The following is a 17,154-nucleotide window of genomic DNA, read 5'->3' as shown; positions in this document are numbered from 1 at the left end:
GTTCGTCCGCCCGCGCCTGGGCTCTGAGCTCTGGGCGCCGGCGGACCTGATGGACTGTTCTCGGTCTCCGGTGACCGATCTGGCATCAAGATGGTTACGTAACCATTGCCACACTTGCTCGCGCGCTCGGACCTGTCAAGGGTCTGCGGGTGGCCAATCTGTTTCCGGGAGCAATCGTTATGGTGACGTGACCATTTGCGTGGGTACGTGCCGGGGAGTCCCACTGCGAGGGCGGCCGGGGACTCGACTGCTTCGAGCGCGCCGCCCGGGTCTGCCGCCGCGAGCGGCCACGTACGATCGCCGCGTGCCCCCCGAATCGCCGCTGCCGGCGCGGCACGGCCTGAGCGCCGCCCGGCTGCGCACCCCCGACCGCGACCGGTCCCGCGATGACGAGTGGCCGACGATGGGCGCGTGGCTCCGGGACCGGCTGCCCGAGCACGTCGACGTGCCGGGGATGCTGGCGGACGGCAGGTTCGTCGACGCCGGTGGACGGGCGGTCCGCGAGGACGACCCGTTCGCCCCGCACCAGTACGTCTGGTTCCACCGCGACCTGCGTGACGAGCCCGAGGTCACCGCGCCGATCCACGTCGTGCACCGCGACGAGCGTCTCGTCGTCGTCGACAAGCCAGCCTTCCTCTCATCCATCCCGCGCGGCCGGCACGTCATGCAGAGCGTCGTCGTCCGCCTCCGCGCCGAGCTCGGCCTGCCCGAGCTGTCGCCGCTGCACCGCCTCGACCGGGTGACCTCCGGACTGCTGATGCTGGCGACCGAGCAGCGGTGGCGCGGGCCTTACCAGACGCTGTTCGAGCGGCGGGAGGTCAGCAAGACGTACTGGGCGCTGGCGCCGCTGCGCGAGGAGCTCGAGCTCCCGGTCGTCGTGCGCAACCACATCCACAAGGAGCGGGGCTCGTGGCAGGCCGAGGTGGTGCCGGACGCTCCGGTCAACGCCGAGACGCTGGTCGAGCTCGAGTCGGAGGTCGACGGGCGCGGGATCTACCGGCTGACGCCGCGGACCGGTCGCACCCACCAGCTCAGGCTTCATCTGGCCGGGCTCGGCATCCCGATCGTCGACGACCCGCTCTACCCGGTCGTCCGGGACGTCGAGGTCGACGACTTCCGCCACCCGCTGCAGCTGCTGGCCGGGCGGGTCGCGTTCACGGACCCGGTCGACGGGAGTGCGCGCGAGTTCCGCAGCGTGCGGCGGCTGCCGCTGGCCGGGGCGGGCTGAGTCAGCGACCCAGGTCCGGCGAGCGGCCCTCGGTGCTCTCTCGGACGACGAGCGTGTGGGGCGCCGTCAGCTGGACGGCCGGCGTCTCAGGGTCGGCGATGCGCGCCGTGATGCGGGCGATGGCCTCCCGGGCGATGAACGGCGTGTCCAGCGAGACCGTGCTGAGGGAGGGGCGCGAGTACCGCCCCTCCTCGATGTCGTCGACGCCGATGACGGCGACGTCCTCCGGGGCGCGCAGCCCCGCGTCGTAGACCGCGCGCAGTGCACCCATGGCGAGCAGGTCGGAGTAGCAGAAGATCGCGTCGGGACGCTCGGCGCCCTCGAGCAGCTCGCGGGCCGCCTGGTAGCCATCCGCGCGGCTGTAGTGGACCGCGGGGCGGAGGTAGTCCTCCAGCGGAGTCATCCCCGCCGCGCGCAGCGCCCGCTCGTAGCCGGCCGTGCGCTGCTGCGGCGTGGCGTAGTCCTCCTGCGGCTGCGCACCGATCGCCGCGATCCGCGTGCGGCCGATCGCGATCAGGTGAGCGGTGGCGTCGTGCGCGGCCTGCACGTTGTCGATCGCGACGTGGTCGTAACGGCCGTCGAACTCGTGCTCCCCCAGGAGCACCAGCGGCATCGTGCGGCTGTCCTGCATCGCGAGCAGCTCCGCCCGGGTCACCAGGGGGCTGAACAGCACGCCGTCGAAGAGCATCCCGCGGTCACCGCCGGTGAGCAGCTCGCGCTCGCGGTCGTGGTCGTGGCCGGTCTGGTCGATCATCACGCGGTAGCCGACGTCCGCCGCTGCGGTGATCACCTCGCGCGCGAGCTCGGCGAAGTACGGGACGTCGATCTCGGGGACGACGAGCGCGAGGACCCCGGTCCGGCCCGTGCGCAGCGTGCGGGCGACGGGGTTGGGGCGGTAGTCCAGCTCGTCGATCGCCCGCTCGACGCGGGCGCGCATCTGGGCGCTGACGTGCTCGTACCCGCTGACCACGTTGGACACCGTGCGCACGGACACCTTCGCCCGCAGCGCGACGTCTCGGAGCGTTGCCGCCACGTTTCACCCTCCCGGCTTCGCGATTCCCCTGATCATAGGGCTTGCAACGTGTGCAAACCAGGGCTACGTTTGCACACGTTGGCAAAGCGTTGCGGAGAAGCCGCGCCTGGCCACCCGAGTGCACAAGGGAGTGCTCCATGCACCAGCTACGAACTGGCCCCCGCCAGAGTTTCCGCCGGTCGACCGCCGCGGTCGTCGGCGCGCTTCTCGCCACCTCGGCACTGGCCGCGTGCGGCCCCTCGATCACCTCCGGCGACCCCAAGCCATCCGGGGGCTCGACGCCGGGTGACACGACCGCCGCCGCCGACCCGAACGTCCTGCAGGCGCCGAGCGAAGCCTCGCCCAGCGGTGAGATCACCATCTGGGACCGCTCCGGCGACCTGTTCAAGGTCTTCGACGCCGTGATCAAGGACTTCAACGCGAAGTACCCGGACATCAAGGTCAACCACGAGGCCGTCGACATCGACGCCAAGCTGCAGAACACGCTGATCACCGGCACGGACGTGCCCGACGGGGTCTTCCTGGACGACGCCAAGGTGGCCGGCTACTCGCAGTACCTGTGGAACCTCAACGACGTGCTCAAGCCGTACTCGGGCGACATCGCCCAGCAGAAGCTCGACGTGAACTCGCTCGACGGCGGGATCTACGGCGTCCCCTTCGACCTCGACCCCGGCCTGCTCTACTACAACGCCACGGCGCTGGAGAAGGCGGGCATCGACGCCACAAAGATCGAGACGTACGACGACCTGCTCGAGGCCGCCAAGCAGTACAAGGCGAAGGTGCCCGACTCGGCACCCATCCACCTCGAGCAGAGCGCGTTCCTCGGCCAGCTCCAGCTCGAGATGTACGCGAGCCAGCTCGGCACGAGCATCGCCGACGAGAAGGGCCAGCTGCGCCTGGACTCCCCGGAGTACAAGCAGATCCTGACCTGGCTGGACACCGTGCAGAAGGAGAAGCTCGGCACGCGTGCGGAGTACCTGAGCCCGAGCGACATCAAGCCGCTCGACTCGGCCAGGGAGGTCTTCTACCCCTGGGCGATCTGGTTCGACTTCGCGCCGCAGCAGCTGCTCCCGAAGACCAAGGGCGACTGGCGGGCGATGCCGCTGCCGGCTTGGACGCCGGGTGGCGCCCGCAGCGGTGCGATGGGCGGCTCGTCGTTCGCGCTGCCCAAGGACGGCAAGAACTCGCAGCTCGCGTGGCTGTTCTACGAGTTCCTCATGTTCGACCCGCAGGGCTACCAGTCCGTGTGGGGCCCGAACGAGGTCTATCCCGACGGCCTGAACACCTCGATCCCGAGCTACGAGCCGGCCGCCGACCCGGCCAAGCCGCTCTTCGGGCCCGTCGAGGCGCTGGGCGGCCAGGACCTGTGGGCCACCGCGGTCGACGCAGGCGCGCAGATCCCGGGCGGCGCGCCCATCCCCGCATGGTGGGCGGGCGCCGTCGACTACCTGGGCAACAACATCCAGCTGATGCTCGACGGGAAGATGACGCCCGACCAGGTCATCGAGCAGTCCACCAAGGACATCCAGAAGAACCTCGTGGACCGTCAGTAGCCGTCCTGCACTCTGCGCACCTGAGGACACTCCGTTGACACTCGCACCAGCCCCCCCGCGGGCGCAGGCGCCGTCGGCCACGTCGCGACGGAGACCGCACCGGTCTCCGTCGCGACGGAAGCTGGCGCCCTACGTCTTCGTCTTCCCCTTCATCGCCCTGTTCCTGGCGTTCGGCGTCTACCCGATGCTGTTCACGCTCCAGCTCAGCTTCACCGACTGGCGCGGCTCGGGATCGGCGCAGTGGGTCGGGTGGGGGAACTACACCTATCTGCTCACCAACCCGGCGTTCTGGTCGTCGCTCGGCAACTCGGCGGTCATGTGGCTGCTGATCGTGCCGGTGCAGATCGTCGTCGCCCTGCTCGTCGCGGTCCTCCTGGACAACGCGAAGACCCGGATGCGCGGCTTCTACCGCGTCGCGTTCCTGGTGCCGTTCGTGACGCCGCTCGTCGCGGTGGCGCAGATCTGGGTCGTCGTCTTCGACCAGCAGTACGGCGCCGTGAACTCGGTGCTGAACGCGCTCGGGCTGCCGGACGTCGGGTGGCTGACCACGAGCGTGTGGGCCAAGCCCACGCTCGCGCTGCTGTTCCTGTGGAAGACGACGGGGTTCATCGTCATCATCCTGCTCTCGGGGCTGCAGTCCATCGATTCCACGGTCTACGAGGCGTCATCCATCGACGGTGCGTCGCGGTTCCGGCAGCTGCGGAGCATGACGCTGCCGCTCGTCCGTCGGACCCTGATGTTCGCCGTGGTGCTCCAGACGCTGGCCATCTTCCAGATGTTCGCCGAGCCGTACGTGGTCACGGACGGCGGCCCCTACGGGTCGACGACGACTGCAGGCCTGTACCTCTACGACCACATCACCCGCGCCGACCTGGGGACGGGTGCCGCCAACTCGTTCCTGCTCGTGATCGTCGTCATGGTGCTCTCGCTCGGCTTCGTGCGCCTGCTCCGGTCGGAGGACTGACATGACCACTCCATCCGTCACCATCCGGCGACGCCTGCCGGGCGTCGTCACCCAGGTGTTCCTCGTCGTCCTGGCGCTCGCCTTCCTGGCGCCGGTCGCGTGGGCGGTGCTCTCGGCGTTCAAGCCCGCGGCGCAGATCATCAACGACCCGCTCGGTTTCGACCCGTCGAGCGCCACGCTCGACAACTTCACGCGGATGTTCGCGGACGTTCCGATCGTGCGCGGGTTCGTGAACACGGCGATCGTCCTGCTGCTCAAGGGCAGCCTGACGCTCTTCTTCGCGCCGCTCGCTGCCTACGGGTTCGCCAAGTACGACTTCCGGTTCAAGGGCGTGCTGTTCGGCACCGTGCTGATCACGCTGATGCTCCCGACGATCGTGCTGATCATCCCACTCCTGCTGGAGATGAAGGAGCTGGGCTGGGTCAACACGTACCAGGCGCTCGTGCTGCCGGGGGCGGTCGACGCCTTCGCCATCTTCTGGATGCGGCAGGTGATCACGGCCGTCCCGAACGAGCTGCTCGATGCAGCCCGCGTCGACGGCTGCACCGAGTTCGGCATCTTCTGGCGGATCATCCTGCCGGTCATCCGGCCTGCTCTCGCCGGCCTCGCGGTGCTGACGGTGATGAACATCTACAACGACTTCGTCTGGCCGGTCGTGATCGCCAGCTCCGACCGGATGGCGACCCTCCAGGTGGTCCTGTCGTCGCTCGCGCAGAACATCACCGGCAACCGGATCGGCGCCGACTACGCGACGGTCACGGGCGAGCTCCTCGCCGCGGCGTCCATCGCCCTCGTCCCGCTCCTGCTCATCTTCATCGTGCTCCAGAAGCACTTCATCAACGGCATCCTCGCCGGCAGCGTCAAGGGCTGAAGCCCGCACATGAAAGGCACCACCATGACCTCAGCCCTCCCGCGCGCCGAGTACCCGCGCCCGGACCGCGACCGTTCGGCGTCGTGGCTGACCCTCAACGGCGAGTGGGACCTCGAGTCCGAGGCCGGCTCCGCGACGATCGTCGTCCCGTTCGCCTGGGAGACCGCCGCGTCGGGCGTGGCCCGGACCTGGATGGAGCGCGGCGTCTACCGCCGGACCGCCACGGTGCCCGCCGCGTGGGGCGAGGCCCGCGTCGTGCTGTGCTTCGGCGCGGTCCACCACAGTGCGCGAGTCCTGGTGGACGGGCACGAGGTGGGCAGCCACGTGGGGGGCTACGACTCCTTCGAGATCGACGTCACCGACCACGTCCGCCCAGGTCACGCGTTCGAGCTCGTCGTCGAGGTGGTCGCACCCGCCGACAAGCGGGAGATCCCGCACGGCAAGCAGCGCTCGATCCCGCGCGACGACTACGACGGGGTCTCGTTCACACCGACGTCGGGCATCTGGCAGAGCGTCTGGCTCGAGGCCCGGGGGCGGACCTACCTGGCCGAGGTGGCCGTCCGCGGCGACTCGCTGACGGGCTTCGCCATCTCCGGCCGCCTCGCGGGCGACGCCCCCGCGTCGGCCTCGGTGGTCGCGCGGCTGGGCGTGACGTCCGTCCAGCTCGAGCGGGCCGACGACGGCAGCGTGACGGGCTCACTCGCCGTGCCCGAGCCCCGCCTGTGGTCGCCGGCCGACCCGTTCCTGTACGAGATCGAGCTGGTGACGGACGGGCAGCCCGACGACCGTGTCCTCGTCACCGCGGGACTTCGCCGGATCGAGACGCGCGGCGAGCAGCTGTTCCTCAACGGCGAGCGGCTCTACGTCCGCGGCGTGCTCGACCAGGGCTACTGGCCCGGCACGGGCCTCACCGCCCCGAGCGAGGAGGCGCTGCTCGCGGACATCGACCTGGCCGCCGAGCTCGGCTACAACCTCGTGCGCAAGCACATCAAGCTCGAGGAGCCGCGCTGGCTGCACCACGCCGACCGCGTCGGCATGCTCGTGTGGGCCGAGCCGCCGGCCCCGAGCCGGTTCACACCAGCCGCCGCCGACGCGTTCGAGGCGCAGCTCGCCCCGATGGTCGAGCGCGACGGGAACCACTCGTCGATCGTCGTCTGGGGCCTGTGGAACGAGGAGTGGGGCCTCGACTGGGACATCCCGGGCAGCCCGGACCGGGCGGCCGCGGCGGCGCACTCGTACGACACGCTGCGCGCCCTCGACGACACCCGGCCGATCGTCGAGAACTCGGGCTGGTCGCACGTGCGGACCGACCTCGTGGACTGGCACTACTACGACGAGGACCCGCAGCGCTGGGCCGACAACCTGGCCGCGATGGCCACGGGTGCGCTCGAGCACTTCGAGGTCCGGCTCGGCCCGGACTTCGTCGTCGACAAGTCGCTGTACGGCTCTGCGGACCACCCGAGATCCGGCGTCCCGATCCTCAACAGCGAGTACGGCGCGGGCTTCACGAGCCTCGAGCGCGCCTGGAGCATGCGCTGGCAGACCCAGGAGCTGCGCCGCCACGACCGGTTCGCGGGCTACGTGTACACCGAGCTCGCCGACGTCGAGCACGAGATGGCCGGCGTCGTCGACGCCGACCGTCGCCCCAAGGACCGCGGCGGGCTCGTCCCCGCGCACGTGAACGCGACGACGACGCTCGTCGTGGACCTCGTACCCGCGCACGCAGGGGCGGACATCCCGCTGCCGACCGAGCCGCTCGTGCTCGACGTCCACGTCTCGCACCACGGACCGTCCACCGTCGCCGGGCGGGTCCGTGCCGCGTGGTCGACGCCGGGGTCGCCGTCGCCCGGCGGGGCCGAGGTGGTGGCCGAGTCTGACACGGTCAAGGCCGAGCCGTTCGTGCTCTCCGAGGCCGTGACGCTGCGCGTCCCCGCGCCGACCGGAGTTCCCTCGGCTCGGCTCCACCTCTGGTTCGTCGACGACGCGGACGCCCCGCAGGCCTGGACGTACGTCGACGCGGCACCGATCGAGGCGCCGAACCGGCGGGGAGCGCGCACGGAGCGCTAGGAATTCCGTCCACATCGAGATCGCAGGGGGACGAGACGGTCGAGCCGGAGCTGCCGGGCTACATGGTCGCGTTCTTCGTGCTGTTCGGGATCCTGTTCGACGAGCATGCCGCCGCCCGCGCGCGGATCCTCGCCGGCTAGCTCGCTCGAGCCTTCCGCAGCGCCCGCAGCGTGCGGATGCTGTCGCACGCCACCAGGGCCCCGGCGACGAGCGCCGGCTGGAACACCAGCCGCACCGCGCGCTTGGTGTCCGTGTCGAGGCCGAACCCGTCCTTGTGCTCGACGAGCTGCGCGATGTTGCCGGGGAAGACCCCGATGAAGAACGCGGCCGCGGCCACGCCCACCCAGGCGCGGGCCGGCTGCCGCCAGGTCGCGACGAGCGCCGCGCCGAGGGCGATCTCGGCGACGCCGGAGACAAGCACGACCGCGTCCGGGTCGGCGGGGAACCAGGACGGGACCTGCGCCTGGAACTCCTCGCGCGCGGTGGTCAGGTGCGACGTGCCGGCGAACAGCAGGCCGGCGCCGAGGGCGACCTGACCGGCCGCGCGGGCGACGGAGGCGGGGGTGGTGGTCATGGGTCCGATCCTCGCCCCCCGACGACGACCCCGCAGGTCGACGACCCCGCAGACCGACGACCGGTGGCTTGCGCACGCCTCCGGCCCGGGAAGCGTGCGCAACCGACCGGTCGGGCGGAGGTCAGGCCTCCGGGCGCGGGGCGTGGCGGTCGAGGAACGCGTAGACCTCGCGCGCGTCCACGCCCGGGAAGGCGCCCGTCGGCAGAGCGGTGAACACCTGCTGGTGGATGCGCGCGCTCGGCCAGGACGCGTCCTGCCAGCGGGCGGCCGACGACGCGGCCGGGCGGCGGCAGCACGCCTCGTCGGGGCACGTCGAGGTGTGCCGGACGCTCGTGTCGCGGCCGCGGAACCACGAGGCCGACGAGAACGGCACGCCGACCGCCAGCGCCATCTGTCCCGTGGTGCCCGAGCCGGTCTGCGTCGAGCACCAGAACGTGCCGGCCGGGGTGTCGGTGTACTGGTAGGACTCCGACGAGCGGTCGCGGCGGGTCAGTGCGCGGCGCACGCCCCAGTTCCGGCACACCAGCTGGCCCTCGATCGCGCCCGTCACGTCAGTCGGCAGCGGCAGGCCGTCGTTGGCGTACGCGCGGTAGATCGCGCCGTCGCCGCCGATCCGCACGAAGTGCACCGGGATGCCGAGGTGGTGGGTGGCCAGGCTGGTGAACCGCTGCGCCGCGGCCTCGTGCGTCACGCCGAACGCGTCGCGCAGGTCCTCGATCGCGAGGTCCTTCTCGCGCTTGGCCTGCTGCAGGTGCTCGACCGTGGCCGTCTCGGGCATGAGCGCGCACGAGGCGAAGTAGGTGATCTCCATGCGCTGGCGCAGGAAGTCGTCGTACGACGAGGGGCGCTCGTGGCCCAGCACCCGGTGGGCGATCGCCTGCAGGGCGAGCGAGCGCAGGCCGTGCCCGCCGGGCGTCGACGCGGGCGGCAGGTAGATGCGGCCGTTCGCCAGGTCCGTGACCGTGCGGGTCGAGCTCGGCAGGTCGTCGACGTGGATGATCGCGAACCCCAGCTGCTCGGCCATCCGGGACACGGCGCGGTGCGTGAGGGCGCCCGACGTGTAGCCGGCCTTGCGCACCATGGCCTCGGCGGCCTGCTCGATCTCGGGCAGGTAGTTGTCCCGCTCCTGGCGCTCGACTCGGATCTGCGTGTTGGCCCGACGAGCCTCCTCGGGGGTCGCCACCGACTCGAGGTCGCGCCGCGCGAGCTCGGCGTGCAGGCCGACGAGGTGCTCGAGGACCGGCAGCGGCAGCGACTTCCCGGCGCGCACGGTCGGCAGCGCGAGGCGCTCGAAGCCTGCGGACCGCTGGGCGCGGTCGAGCGCGATCTCGAGGGCGGCCCGGCGTGAGGGCGGCTCGGCGTCGAGCAGGTCGGCGACGGTGACGTCGAGCGCGTCGGCGATGCTCCGCAGCAGCGCGAGGCGGGGCTCGCGGTGCCCGTTCTCGACCAGGGACAGCAGGCTCGGCGTCACGCCGACCCGCTCCCCCAGCGCGTCGAGCGTCAGCCCGCGCGCCGTGCGCAGGTGCCGCACACGGCGACCGAGCACCAGGGAGTCGCCGTCGTCGTCCGATGTGGTCACATCCTGACCGTACGTCAAGAACCGCGATGCTTGACACCCGAACGGGCCCGCATTCCGGCCAGGCTTGACGACACGATGGTTCTCACGCACAGGACGTGGGCCGCCCGAGGCCTGCGGAAGGAGCTCGAGGACATGACCACGCTGGCCGACGCACCCACCCGCACCTCTCTCGCCGACGTCTCCGCCGCTGCCCGCACGGGGGTCCACGCCTGGGTCGCCGCCGTCGCCGAGCTCACCGAGCCCGACGCGGTCGTGTGGTGCGACGGCTCGGACGACGAGCGCCGCGCCCTGATCGCGCAGATGGTCGGCACCGGCACGCTCCTTCCCCTCGACCCGACGCTGCGCCCCGGCAGCTACCTGGCGCGCTCGGACCCCGACGACGTGGCCCGCGTCGAGTCGCGCACGTTCATCTGCTCGCAGGACCAGTCGGACGCCGGCCCGACGAACAACTGGCGCGAGCCGGGTGCGATGCGCACCGAGCTCGACGAGGTGCTCGTCGGGAGCATGCGCGGCCGGACGATGTACGTCGTGCCCTTCTCGATGGGTCCGGTCGGGGGGCCGCTGTCCCAGATCGGCGTGCAGGTCACCGACTCTCCCTACGTCGTCGTGAGCATGGGCGTGATGACGCGCGTCGGCACCGCCGTCCGCGAGCTCGTCGAGGCGGGCGCCCCGTTCGTCCCGGCGGTGCACTCGCTCGGCATGCCGCTCGTCGACGGTGCGACGGACGTGCCGTGGCCCTGCAGCACCACGAAGTACATCGCGCACTTCCCGGAGACGCGCGAGATCTGGTCGTTCGGCTCCGGCTACGGCGGCAACGCGCTGCTCGGCAAGAAGTGCTTCGCGCTGCGCATCGCCTCGGTCATGGGCCGCGACGAGGGCTGGCTCGCCGAGCACATGCTGCTGATCCGCCTGACCGCGCCGACCGGCCGCCGCTACCACGTGGCCGCGGCGTTCCCCTCGGCGTGCGGCAAGACGAACCTCGCGATGCTGCGCCCCACGCTGCCGGGCTGGCGGGTGGAGACCATCGGCGACGACATCGCCTGGCTGCGGCCCGGCCCCGACGGCACGCTGCGCGCGATCAACCCCGAGGCCGGCTTCTTCGGCGTCGCACCCGGCACGGGCGAGGCCACCAATCCCGCTGCCATCGAGACCCTGAGCCACGACACGATCTTCACCAACGTCGCGCTCACGCCCGAGGGCGACGTCTGGTGGGAGGGCCTGACCGACGAGGCCCCCGCGCACCTGACCGACTGGACCGGCCGCCCCTGGACGCCCGACTCCCCGACCCCGGCCGCGCACCCCAACTCGCGCTTCACGGTCGCAGCCGCCCAGTGCCCGACGATCGCCGACGGCTGGGACGACCCGGAGGGCGTCGCGCTCGACGCGATCGTCTTCGGCGGGCGCCGGGCCACCAACGTGCCGCTCGTCGCGCAGGCGGAGAGCTGGGAGCACGGGGTGTTCATGGGCGCGACGATCTCCTCGGAGCGGACCGCCGCCGCGGAGGGCCTGGTCGGCGAGCTGCGCCGCGACCCGTTCGCGATGATGCCGTTCTGCGGGTACGACATGGCCGACCACTGGGAGCACTGGCTGGAGGTCGGGGCCGCGCTGGAGCACAAGCCGCTCGTGTTCCAGGTGAACTGGTTCCGCAAGGACGAGTCGGGGCAGTTCATCTGGCCCGGGTTCGGGGAGAACTCGCGCGTGCTGGCGTGGGTCGTCGACCAGGTCGACCGCTCCCGCGGGTTGCGCACGGACGTCGGGGCCGTGACGAGCCCCGTCGGGCTGCTGCCCGCACCCGGCGCGCTCGACACCGACGGCCTCGACCTGTCCGTCGACGCGCTCGCGGCGCTGTTCGAGGTCGACCGCGACTCGTGGGCGCTCGAGGCCGATCTCACGCAGGAGTTCTTCGCGACCTTCGGGGACCGCGTGCCGCCCGCGCTGCACTCCCGTCTCGCGCACCTGCGTGCCGCGCTCGACGACTGACGCCGTCGTCGTGCTCAGCGTTCCTCACACATGTCGGCAGGAACGCTGAACGCAGGCCGCCGACGGGTAGAACGCGGCGACTCGGGGCACGATCGGAGGGTGCCTACCCACGAAGCTGAGTCCGACCTGCTGGCCCGCGTCCCCGACGGACTGTTCATCGGTGGCCGCTGGCGCCCTGCCCAGGACGGCGCGACGCTGACCGTCACGGACCCGTCGTCGGGCGAGACCGTCAAGACGATCGCGTCGGCGACGGCCGACGACGGCATCGCCGCGCTGGACGCCGCGTCGGCGGCGTTCCCCGCGTGGGCGGCGACGCCCCCACGCGAGCGCGCCGAGATCCTGCGTCGCGCGTTCGACCTCCTGCAGGAGCGCGCCGACGACGTCGCGCTGCTCATGACGATCGAGATGGGCAAGCCCCTGGCCGAGTCGCGCGGGGAGGTCACCTACGGCGGCGAGTTCCTGCGCTGGTTCAGCGAGGAGGCGCCGCGGATCCAGGGGCGCTACGGCATCAACCCCGAGGGCACCGGGCGGACGATCGTCTCGGAGCACCCCGTCGGGCCGTGCTTCCTCATCACCCCGTGGAACTTCCCCCTCGCGATGGCGACCCGCAAGATCGCGCCCGCGCTCGCGGCTGGCTGCACGGTGGTCGTGAAGCCCGCCGCACTCACGCCGCTGACCACGCTGTTCCTCGCGCAGATCCTGCACGACGCGGGGCTGCCCGCGGGCGTGCTCAACGTCGTGACGACCTCGTCGTCCGGGCCGGTGTCGGAGGCGATCATCGCCGACCCGCGGCTGCGCAAGCTCTCGTTCACGGGATCGACGCCGGTGGGGCAGCAGCTGCTCAAGCAGGCCGCAGACGGGGTGCTGCGCACGTCGATGGAGCTCGGCGGCAACGCGCCCTTCCTGGTGTTCGACGACGCCGACCTGGACCGGGCCGTCGAGGGCGCGATCGCAGCCAAGTTCCGCAACATCGGGCAGGCGTGCACCGCGGCGAACCGGTTCATCGTGCACCGGTCGGTCGCCGAGGAGTTCTCCCGCCGCGTGACCGAGAAGGTCGCCGGCTTCGTCGTCGGGCGCGGCACCGAGGAGGGCGTGACCGTCGGGCCGCTCATCGACGACCGCGCGGTGGAGAAGGCCGAGACGCTGGTCCGCGACGCCGTGGACCGCGGCGCCACCGTCCGCACGGGGGGCTCGGCGATCGACCGGCCCGGCTCGTACTTCGAGGCGACCGTGCTCGACGACGTCCAGCCGGGGAGCAAGATCCTGCGCGAGGAGATCTTCGGGCCGGTGCTGGCGATCGCCACGTTCGACGACGAGGACGAGGCGATCCGGCTCGCGAACGACACCGAGTACGGCCTGGTCTCCTACGCCTACACGCAGAGCCTGACGCGCGGGCAGCGCCTCGTCGAGCGCCTGGAGACCGGGATGATGGGCCTCAACGTGGGTGTCGTCTCCAACGCGTCGGCGCCCTTCGGCGGCTGGAAGCAGTCCGGGCTGGGCCGCGAGGGCGGGGCCGAGGGGATCCACGAGTACCTCGAGACGAAGTACACGCTGACCCCCGACCCGTTCGCGTAGTCGTCGGCCCCTGCCTAGGCTCGCGGCAGGACGGACAACCTAGGGAGAGCGCATGAAGGGCAAGGTCGCATTCGTCGCCGGAGCCGGGCTGGGCTACCTGCTGGGCACCCGCGCGGGACGCAGTCGGTTCGACAAGATCCAGGTGTGGGCCGGGGACGTGTGGAAGGACCCGCGCGTCCAGGGGTACGTCCAGGACTTCGAGGTTCAGGCCCGGCAGTTCGCCCGCGACCAGGGCGCAGTGCTCAAGGACCGTGCGGTCGACGCGGCGTGGTCGGCGATGGGGCAGACGTCCAAGAAGCCCGCCTCGGACCCCGACGAGATCGTGGTCGAGGACGAGCTGGACCCGAACGCCCGGCGGTTCTGAGGGTCGGGTCAGGCTCGCTCGGCCCGGCCGACCGCCCAGCGGTTGACGAGGTAGAGGACGACGCCGATCGCGAGCAGGATCCCGGCGCGCAGGTAGACCGAGCCCTCGCGCCCGGTCAGCGGCGACGCGAGGACGAGCGACACGATCGCGCCGAGGACCGGCGCCCATGTGGGCGCGCGGAACGGTTTCGCGTCGTCGCCCTCGACCTTCTCGGCCGCCTCGTCGTCCTCGTCGGCGCTGCGGCGCAGCACCAGCACGGAGACGTTCACGGTCGCGAACACCAGCAGCAGGAGCAGCACCGTGGTGTCCGCGAGCCCGGCCAGGTCGCCGGTCGCGACGAGCGTCATCGCGATCAGCACCGTGAACGCGATCGCGACGTACGGCGTCTGGCGGCCCGCGTGCACGCGCGAGAAGATCTTCGGCACGATGCCCTCGTTGCTCATCCCGTAGACGAGCCGCGACGCCATGATCATGTTGATCAGCGCGGTGTTCGTGACGGCCAGCAGGGCGATGAGCGCGAACAGCTTGGGCGGGAACGTCAGCCCGGCGACCTTGACCACTTCGAGCAGCGGTCCGGTCGAGCCGGCGAGGGTCTCGGTGTCGACGAGCATCGTCGAGGTGAAGGCCACGCCCAGGTAGATCAGGCCGGCGATGATCAGGCCCCCGAAGAGGGCGCGCGGGAAGTCGCGGCGCGGGTGCTGGGTCTCCTCGGCGAGGTTGACCGAGTCCTCGAAGCCGAGCAGCGCGTAGAAGGCCAGCCCGGTGGCGCCCAGGATGGCGATCCACGGCGTGCCCTCGGTCGTGATCTCCATGGCCCGCGACGGGTCGCCGTCGCCCTGGACGAGCGCGACCACGCCGATCGCGAGGATCACGATCAGGCCGGACGCCTCGACGATCGTCAGCACCACGTTGACCTTCACCGACTCCGAGATGCCGATGACGTTGATCGCGGTGATGACCAGCAGGAAGAACCAGGCGGCGATCAGCGTCGGCACGGTGATGAACTCGGCGAGGTAGTCGCCGCCGAACGCCCGTGCCGCCGCGCCCGCGCTGGTGATGCCCGACATCAGCACCGCGAAGGCGACGAGGAACGTGACGAAGGGTCGCTCGAACGCTCGCTGCGCGTAGAGGGCGGCCCCCGCGGCCTGCGGGTAGCGGCCGACGAGCTCCGCGTACGCTGCCGCCGTGAGCGTGGCCAGCACGAACGCGCACAGGAACGGGATCCAGATCGCGCCGCCGACCTCGCCGGCGACCTTCCCGGTCAGCGCATAGATGCCCGCGCCGAGGATGTCCCCGACGACGAAGAGCAGGAGCACCTTGCGGCCGATGGCCCGGCGCAGGGTGGGGTTGGCGGTGTCGGCATCGGCGCTCACGTGCACCTCCTGGACGGACCCGGCGTGCTGGTTCGGGCCAGTCTGGCCTGGGTGGGGACTATGCGCGCGCTGTGAGCGCCTCGTCCGTCACGGCCTCGGGGGTCCCGGCGACGAGGACGTCGACGCCGTCCTCGTCGGGCTCCAGGTCCTCGAGGGTCGCGAGCTGCGAGGCCAGGAGCGTCGCGGGCATGAAGTGGCCGGCGCGGGCCTCGAGGCGGCGGGTGAGCTCGTCGGGCGGGACGACCAGGTGCACGAACCGGACGCGGCCGTGCGCCCCGCGCAGCACGTCCCGGTAGGCCCGGCGCAGGGCCGAGCAGGCCACGACCGTGTCGCCGCCGGCGGCGTCCATCGCGTCGCGGATCAATGCCAGCCACGGGGCGCGCTGCGCGTCGGTCAGCGGGATGCCTGCGCGCATCGACTCGACGTTCGCCGCGGGGTGCAGGTCGTCGCCCTCGATGAACGTCGCGCCCAGCCGCTCGGCGATCAGCCGGCCGACCGTCGTCTTGCCCGTCCCGGACACCCCCATGACCACCACGTGCTCGCTCACGCCCGCCACCCTGACAGATCCCGCCCCACTTGTGGCACGAGTCGCCTCCTGGGGCCCGTTCCGGTCTCACCGGTGCACTCCCGTCACAAGAGGGGCGGGATGCGTCGGGGATCTGGCCGACCGCGGCGGAAGTCGTGAGCAAGGGCAACTAAACTCGCGCGGTGCCATCCCTCGTCGTCGACACGACGCCGCTCCGCATCAGTCCCGCCTTCCGGCGCCTCTGGTTCGGTCTGTCGATCTCGAACCTCGGCACCCAGCTCACGGTCGTCGCGGTCGGTCTGCAGGTCTACGACATCACCGGCTCGACGTTCACCGTCGGCATCCTGGGCCTGTTCGCGCTGGTCCCGCTGATCATCTTCGGGCTGTACGGCGGCGCGATCGTCGACCACTACGACCGCCGCAAGGTCGCGCTCTACGCGTCGCTGGTCAGCTGGGCCGTGATCCTCGTGCTGGCGATCCAGGGCTGGGCGGACAACGAGCACGTCGGGCTGCTGTTCGCCCTGGTGGCCGTGCAGTCCGGGGCCAACGCGGTGAACGCGCCGGCCCGCAGCGCGATCATCCCCCGGTTGCTCGAGCCGCGGCTCATGCCGGCCGCCAACGCGCTGCAGGCGATCGGCTTCCAGACGGCGCTGACCGTGGGCCCGCTGATCGGCGCCGCGCTGGTCGCCGCGTTCGACTACGGCCTGGCGTACACGGTCGACTTCGTGCTGTTCACCTTCGCGCTCGCGGCGGTGTTCCGCCTGCCGCCGGTGCTGCCCGAGGCCTCCTCGACCCGCCGCGCGCGAGTCGGGATCGGGTCGATCGTCGACGGCCTGAAGTACCTCGGCACGCAGAAGAACGTGCGCATGACGTTCGCCGTGGACCTGATCGCGATGGTCGTGGCGATGCCGCGCGTCGTGTTCCCGGCCGTCGGCATCTGGTACCTGGGCGGCGGCGCGACGACGACCGGCATCCTCACGGCGGCGCTCGCGGTCGGGGCCGTGCTGTCCGGCACGTTCTCCGGCGGGCTGGCGCGCGTGCGGTGGCAGGCGCGCGTCATCACGTTCGCGATCACCGGGTGGGGGCTGTCGATCGTCGCGTTCGGGCTCGTGCTCGTGGCCGTCGGGCGGGACAAGCCGGACCACGTGCTGTGGGCCGCGCTCGCGATCGCGTGCTGCACCCTGGTCGCGGCCGGCGGGGCCGACGAGATCAGCGCGATCTTCCGCCAGACCATCCTGCAGACCGCCACGCCCGACGACATGCGCGGCCGGCTGCAGGGCGTGTTCATCGTCGTCGTCGCGGGCGGTCCGCGCCTGGGCGACCTGTGGATCGGGTCGATGTCGGAGTGGGTCGGCGAGGCGTGGGCGGTCGTCATCGGCGGGTCGCTGTGCGTGGTGCTGCTCTGGCTGCTGGTGCGCTGGCAGCGCTCCTTCTGGGACTACGACGGGCGGAACCCGGTCGCCTGAA

General features: G+C 71.5%; 14 protein-coding genes. 9 read left to right on the top strand and 5 right to left on the bottom strand.

The genetic code is table 11. The features are described 5' to 3' along the window. Positions 1-304 precede the first annotated feature (304 nt). Complete coding sequence (locus EDF34_RS12135) at positions 305-1,228, top strand: pseudouridine synthase (protein WP_123371738.1); 924 nt, start codon at positions 305-307, stop codon at positions 1,226-1,228. Between the two features lies 1 nt (position 1,229). On the opposite strand, the gene EDF34_RS12130 is transcribed toward EDF34_RS12135, so the two are convergent. Continuing rightward, positions 1,230-2,261: a LacI family DNA-binding transcriptional regulator gene (locus EDF34_RS12130; protein ID WP_123371737.1), complete on the bottom strand. Its 1,032-nt coding sequence runs from the start codon at positions 2,259-2,261 to the stop codon at positions 1,230-1,232. A 137-nt stretch (positions 2,262-2,398) separates the two neighbouring features. Between EDF34_RS12130 and EDF34_RS12125 the strand changes: the two genes are divergently transcribed. The 4 genes from EDF34_RS12125 (at position 2,399) to EDF34_RS12110 (ending at position 7,716) form a co-directional block, all read left to right on the top strand. Continuing rightward, the gene (locus EDF34_RS12125; protein WP_123371736.1) at positions 2,399-3,814 is read left to right on the top strand and encodes an ABC transporter substrate-binding protein; all 1,416 of its coding nucleotides are present in this window, start codon (positions 2,399-2,401) and stop codon (positions 3,812-3,814) included. A gap of 184 nt (positions 3,815-3,998) precedes the next feature. Beyond that, positions 3,999-4,778: a carbohydrate ABC transporter permease gene (locus tag EDF34_RS12120; RefSeq protein WP_123371927.1), complete on the top strand. Its 780-nt coding sequence runs from the start codon at positions 3,999-4,001 to the stop codon at positions 4,776-4,778. A gap of 1 nt (position 4,779) precedes the next feature. Further along, complete coding sequence (locus EDF34_RS12115) at positions 4,780-5,649, top strand: carbohydrate ABC transporter permease (protein ID WP_123371735.1); 870 nt, start codon at positions 4,780-4,782, stop codon at positions 5,647-5,649. 24 nt (positions 5,650-5,673) lie between these two features. Then, positions 5,674-7,716: a glycoside hydrolase family 2 protein gene (locus EDF34_RS12110; RefSeq protein WP_233575356.1), complete on the top strand. Its 2,043-nt coding sequence runs from the start codon at positions 5,674-5,676 to the stop codon at positions 7,714-7,716. A gap of 136 nt (positions 7,717-7,852) precedes the next feature. On the opposite strand, the gene EDF34_RS12105 is transcribed toward EDF34_RS12110, so the two are convergent. Next, on the bottom strand, positions 7,853-8,290 hold the full coding sequence (locus EDF34_RS12105; protein ID WP_123371733.1) for a hypothetical protein: 438 nt from the start codon (positions 8,288-8,290) through the stop codon (positions 7,853-7,855). A gap of 121 nt (positions 8,291-8,411) precedes the next feature. Then, the gene (locus tag EDF34_RS12100) at positions 8,412-9,869 is read right to left on the bottom strand and encodes a helix-turn-helix domain-containing protein (RefSeq protein ID WP_123371732.1); all 1,458 of its coding nucleotides are present in this window, start codon (positions 9,867-9,869) and stop codon (positions 8,412-8,414) included. Positions 9,870-10,001: 132 nt separating this feature from the next. Between EDF34_RS12100 and EDF34_RS12095 the strand changes: the two genes are divergently transcribed. The 3 genes from EDF34_RS12095 (at position 10,002) to EDF34_RS12085 (ending at position 13,788) form a co-directional block, all read left to right on the top strand. Beyond that, on the top strand, positions 10,002-11,849 hold the full coding sequence (locus EDF34_RS12095; RefSeq protein WP_123371926.1) for a phosphoenolpyruvate carboxykinase (GTP): 1,848 nt from the start codon (positions 10,002-10,004) through the stop codon (positions 11,847-11,849). Between the two features lie 99 nt (positions 11,850-11,948). Then, entirely contained in the window at positions 11,949-13,424 is a 1,476-nt protein-coding gene (locus EDF34_RS12090) for an NAD-dependent succinate-semialdehyde dehydrogenase (protein WP_233575355.1), read from the top strand. A 52-nt stretch (positions 13,425-13,476) separates the two neighbouring features. Next, complete coding sequence (locus EDF34_RS12085) at positions 13,477-13,788, top strand: YtxH domain-containing protein (protein ID WP_123371730.1); 312 nt, start codon at positions 13,477-13,479, stop codon at positions 13,786-13,788. An 8-nt stretch (positions 13,789-13,796) separates the two neighbouring features. Here EDF34_RS12085 and EDF34_RS12080 read toward each other — a convergent pair whose 3' ends face one another. Both EDF34_RS12080 and EDF34_RS12075 read right to left on the bottom strand, forming a co-directional pair. Further along, complete coding sequence (locus EDF34_RS12080) at positions 13,797-15,161, bottom strand: APC family permease (protein WP_199737860.1); 1,365 nt, start codon at positions 15,159-15,161, stop codon at positions 13,797-13,799. Positions 15,162-15,219: 58 nt separating this feature from the next. After that, positions 15,220-15,687, bottom strand: a complete 468-nt coding sequence (locus tag EDF34_RS12075) for a gluconokinase (protein ID WP_123371925.1) — start codon at positions 15,685-15,687, stop codon at positions 15,220-15,222. A gap of 182 nt (positions 15,688-15,869) precedes the next feature. Between EDF34_RS12075 and EDF34_RS12070 the strand changes: the two genes are divergently transcribed. Next, on the top strand, positions 15,870-17,153 hold the full coding sequence (locus EDF34_RS12070) for an MFS transporter (RefSeq protein WP_123371728.1): 1,284 nt from the start codon (positions 15,870-15,872) through the stop codon (positions 17,151-17,153). Position 17,154 lies beyond the last annotated feature (1 nt).

Origin of the sequence: Cellulomonas sp. PhB150 (genome assembly GCF_003755175.1) — a bacterium.
Taxonomy (GTDB): Bacteria; Actinomycetota; Actinomycetes; order Actinomycetales; family Cellulomonadaceae; genus Cellulomonas.
This window is presented reverse-complemented; position numbering and strand designations above follow the sequence as displayed.

Excerpts from the sequence above, each read along its gene's own strand:
- EDF34_RS12125 (WP_123371736.1), top strand. The coding sequence starts at position 2,399 with ATGCACCAGCTACGAACTGGCCCCCGCCAGAGTTTCCGCCGGTCGACC.
- EDF34_RS12120 (WP_123371927.1), top strand. The coding sequence starts at position 3,999 with ATGCTGTTCACGCTCCAGCTCAGCTTCACCGACTGGCGCGGCTCGGGA.
- EDF34_RS12115 (WP_123371735.1), top strand. The coding sequence starts at position 4,780 with ATGACCACTCCATCCGTCACCATCCGGCGACGCCTGCCGGGCGTCGTC.
- EDF34_RS12110 (WP_233575356.1), top strand. The coding sequence starts at position 5,674 with ATGACCTCAGCCCTCCCGCGCGCCGAGTACCCGCGCCCGGACCGCGAC.
- EDF34_RS12105 (WP_123371733.1), bottom strand. The coding sequence starts at position 8,290 with ATGACCACCACCCCCGCCTCCGTCGCCCGCGCGGCCGGTCAGGTCGCC.
- EDF34_RS12095 (WP_123371926.1), top strand. The coding sequence starts at position 10,002 with ATGACCACGCTGGCCGACGCACCCACCCGCACCTCTCTCGCCGACGTC.
- EDF34_RS12085 (WP_123371730.1), top strand. The coding sequence starts at position 13,477 with ATGAAGGGCAAGGTCGCATTCGTCGCCGGAGCCGGGCTGGGCTACCTG.
- EDF34_RS12075 (WP_123371925.1), bottom strand. The coding sequence starts at position 15,687 with ATGGGGGTGTCCGGGACGGGCAAGACGACGGTCGGCCGGCTGATCGCC.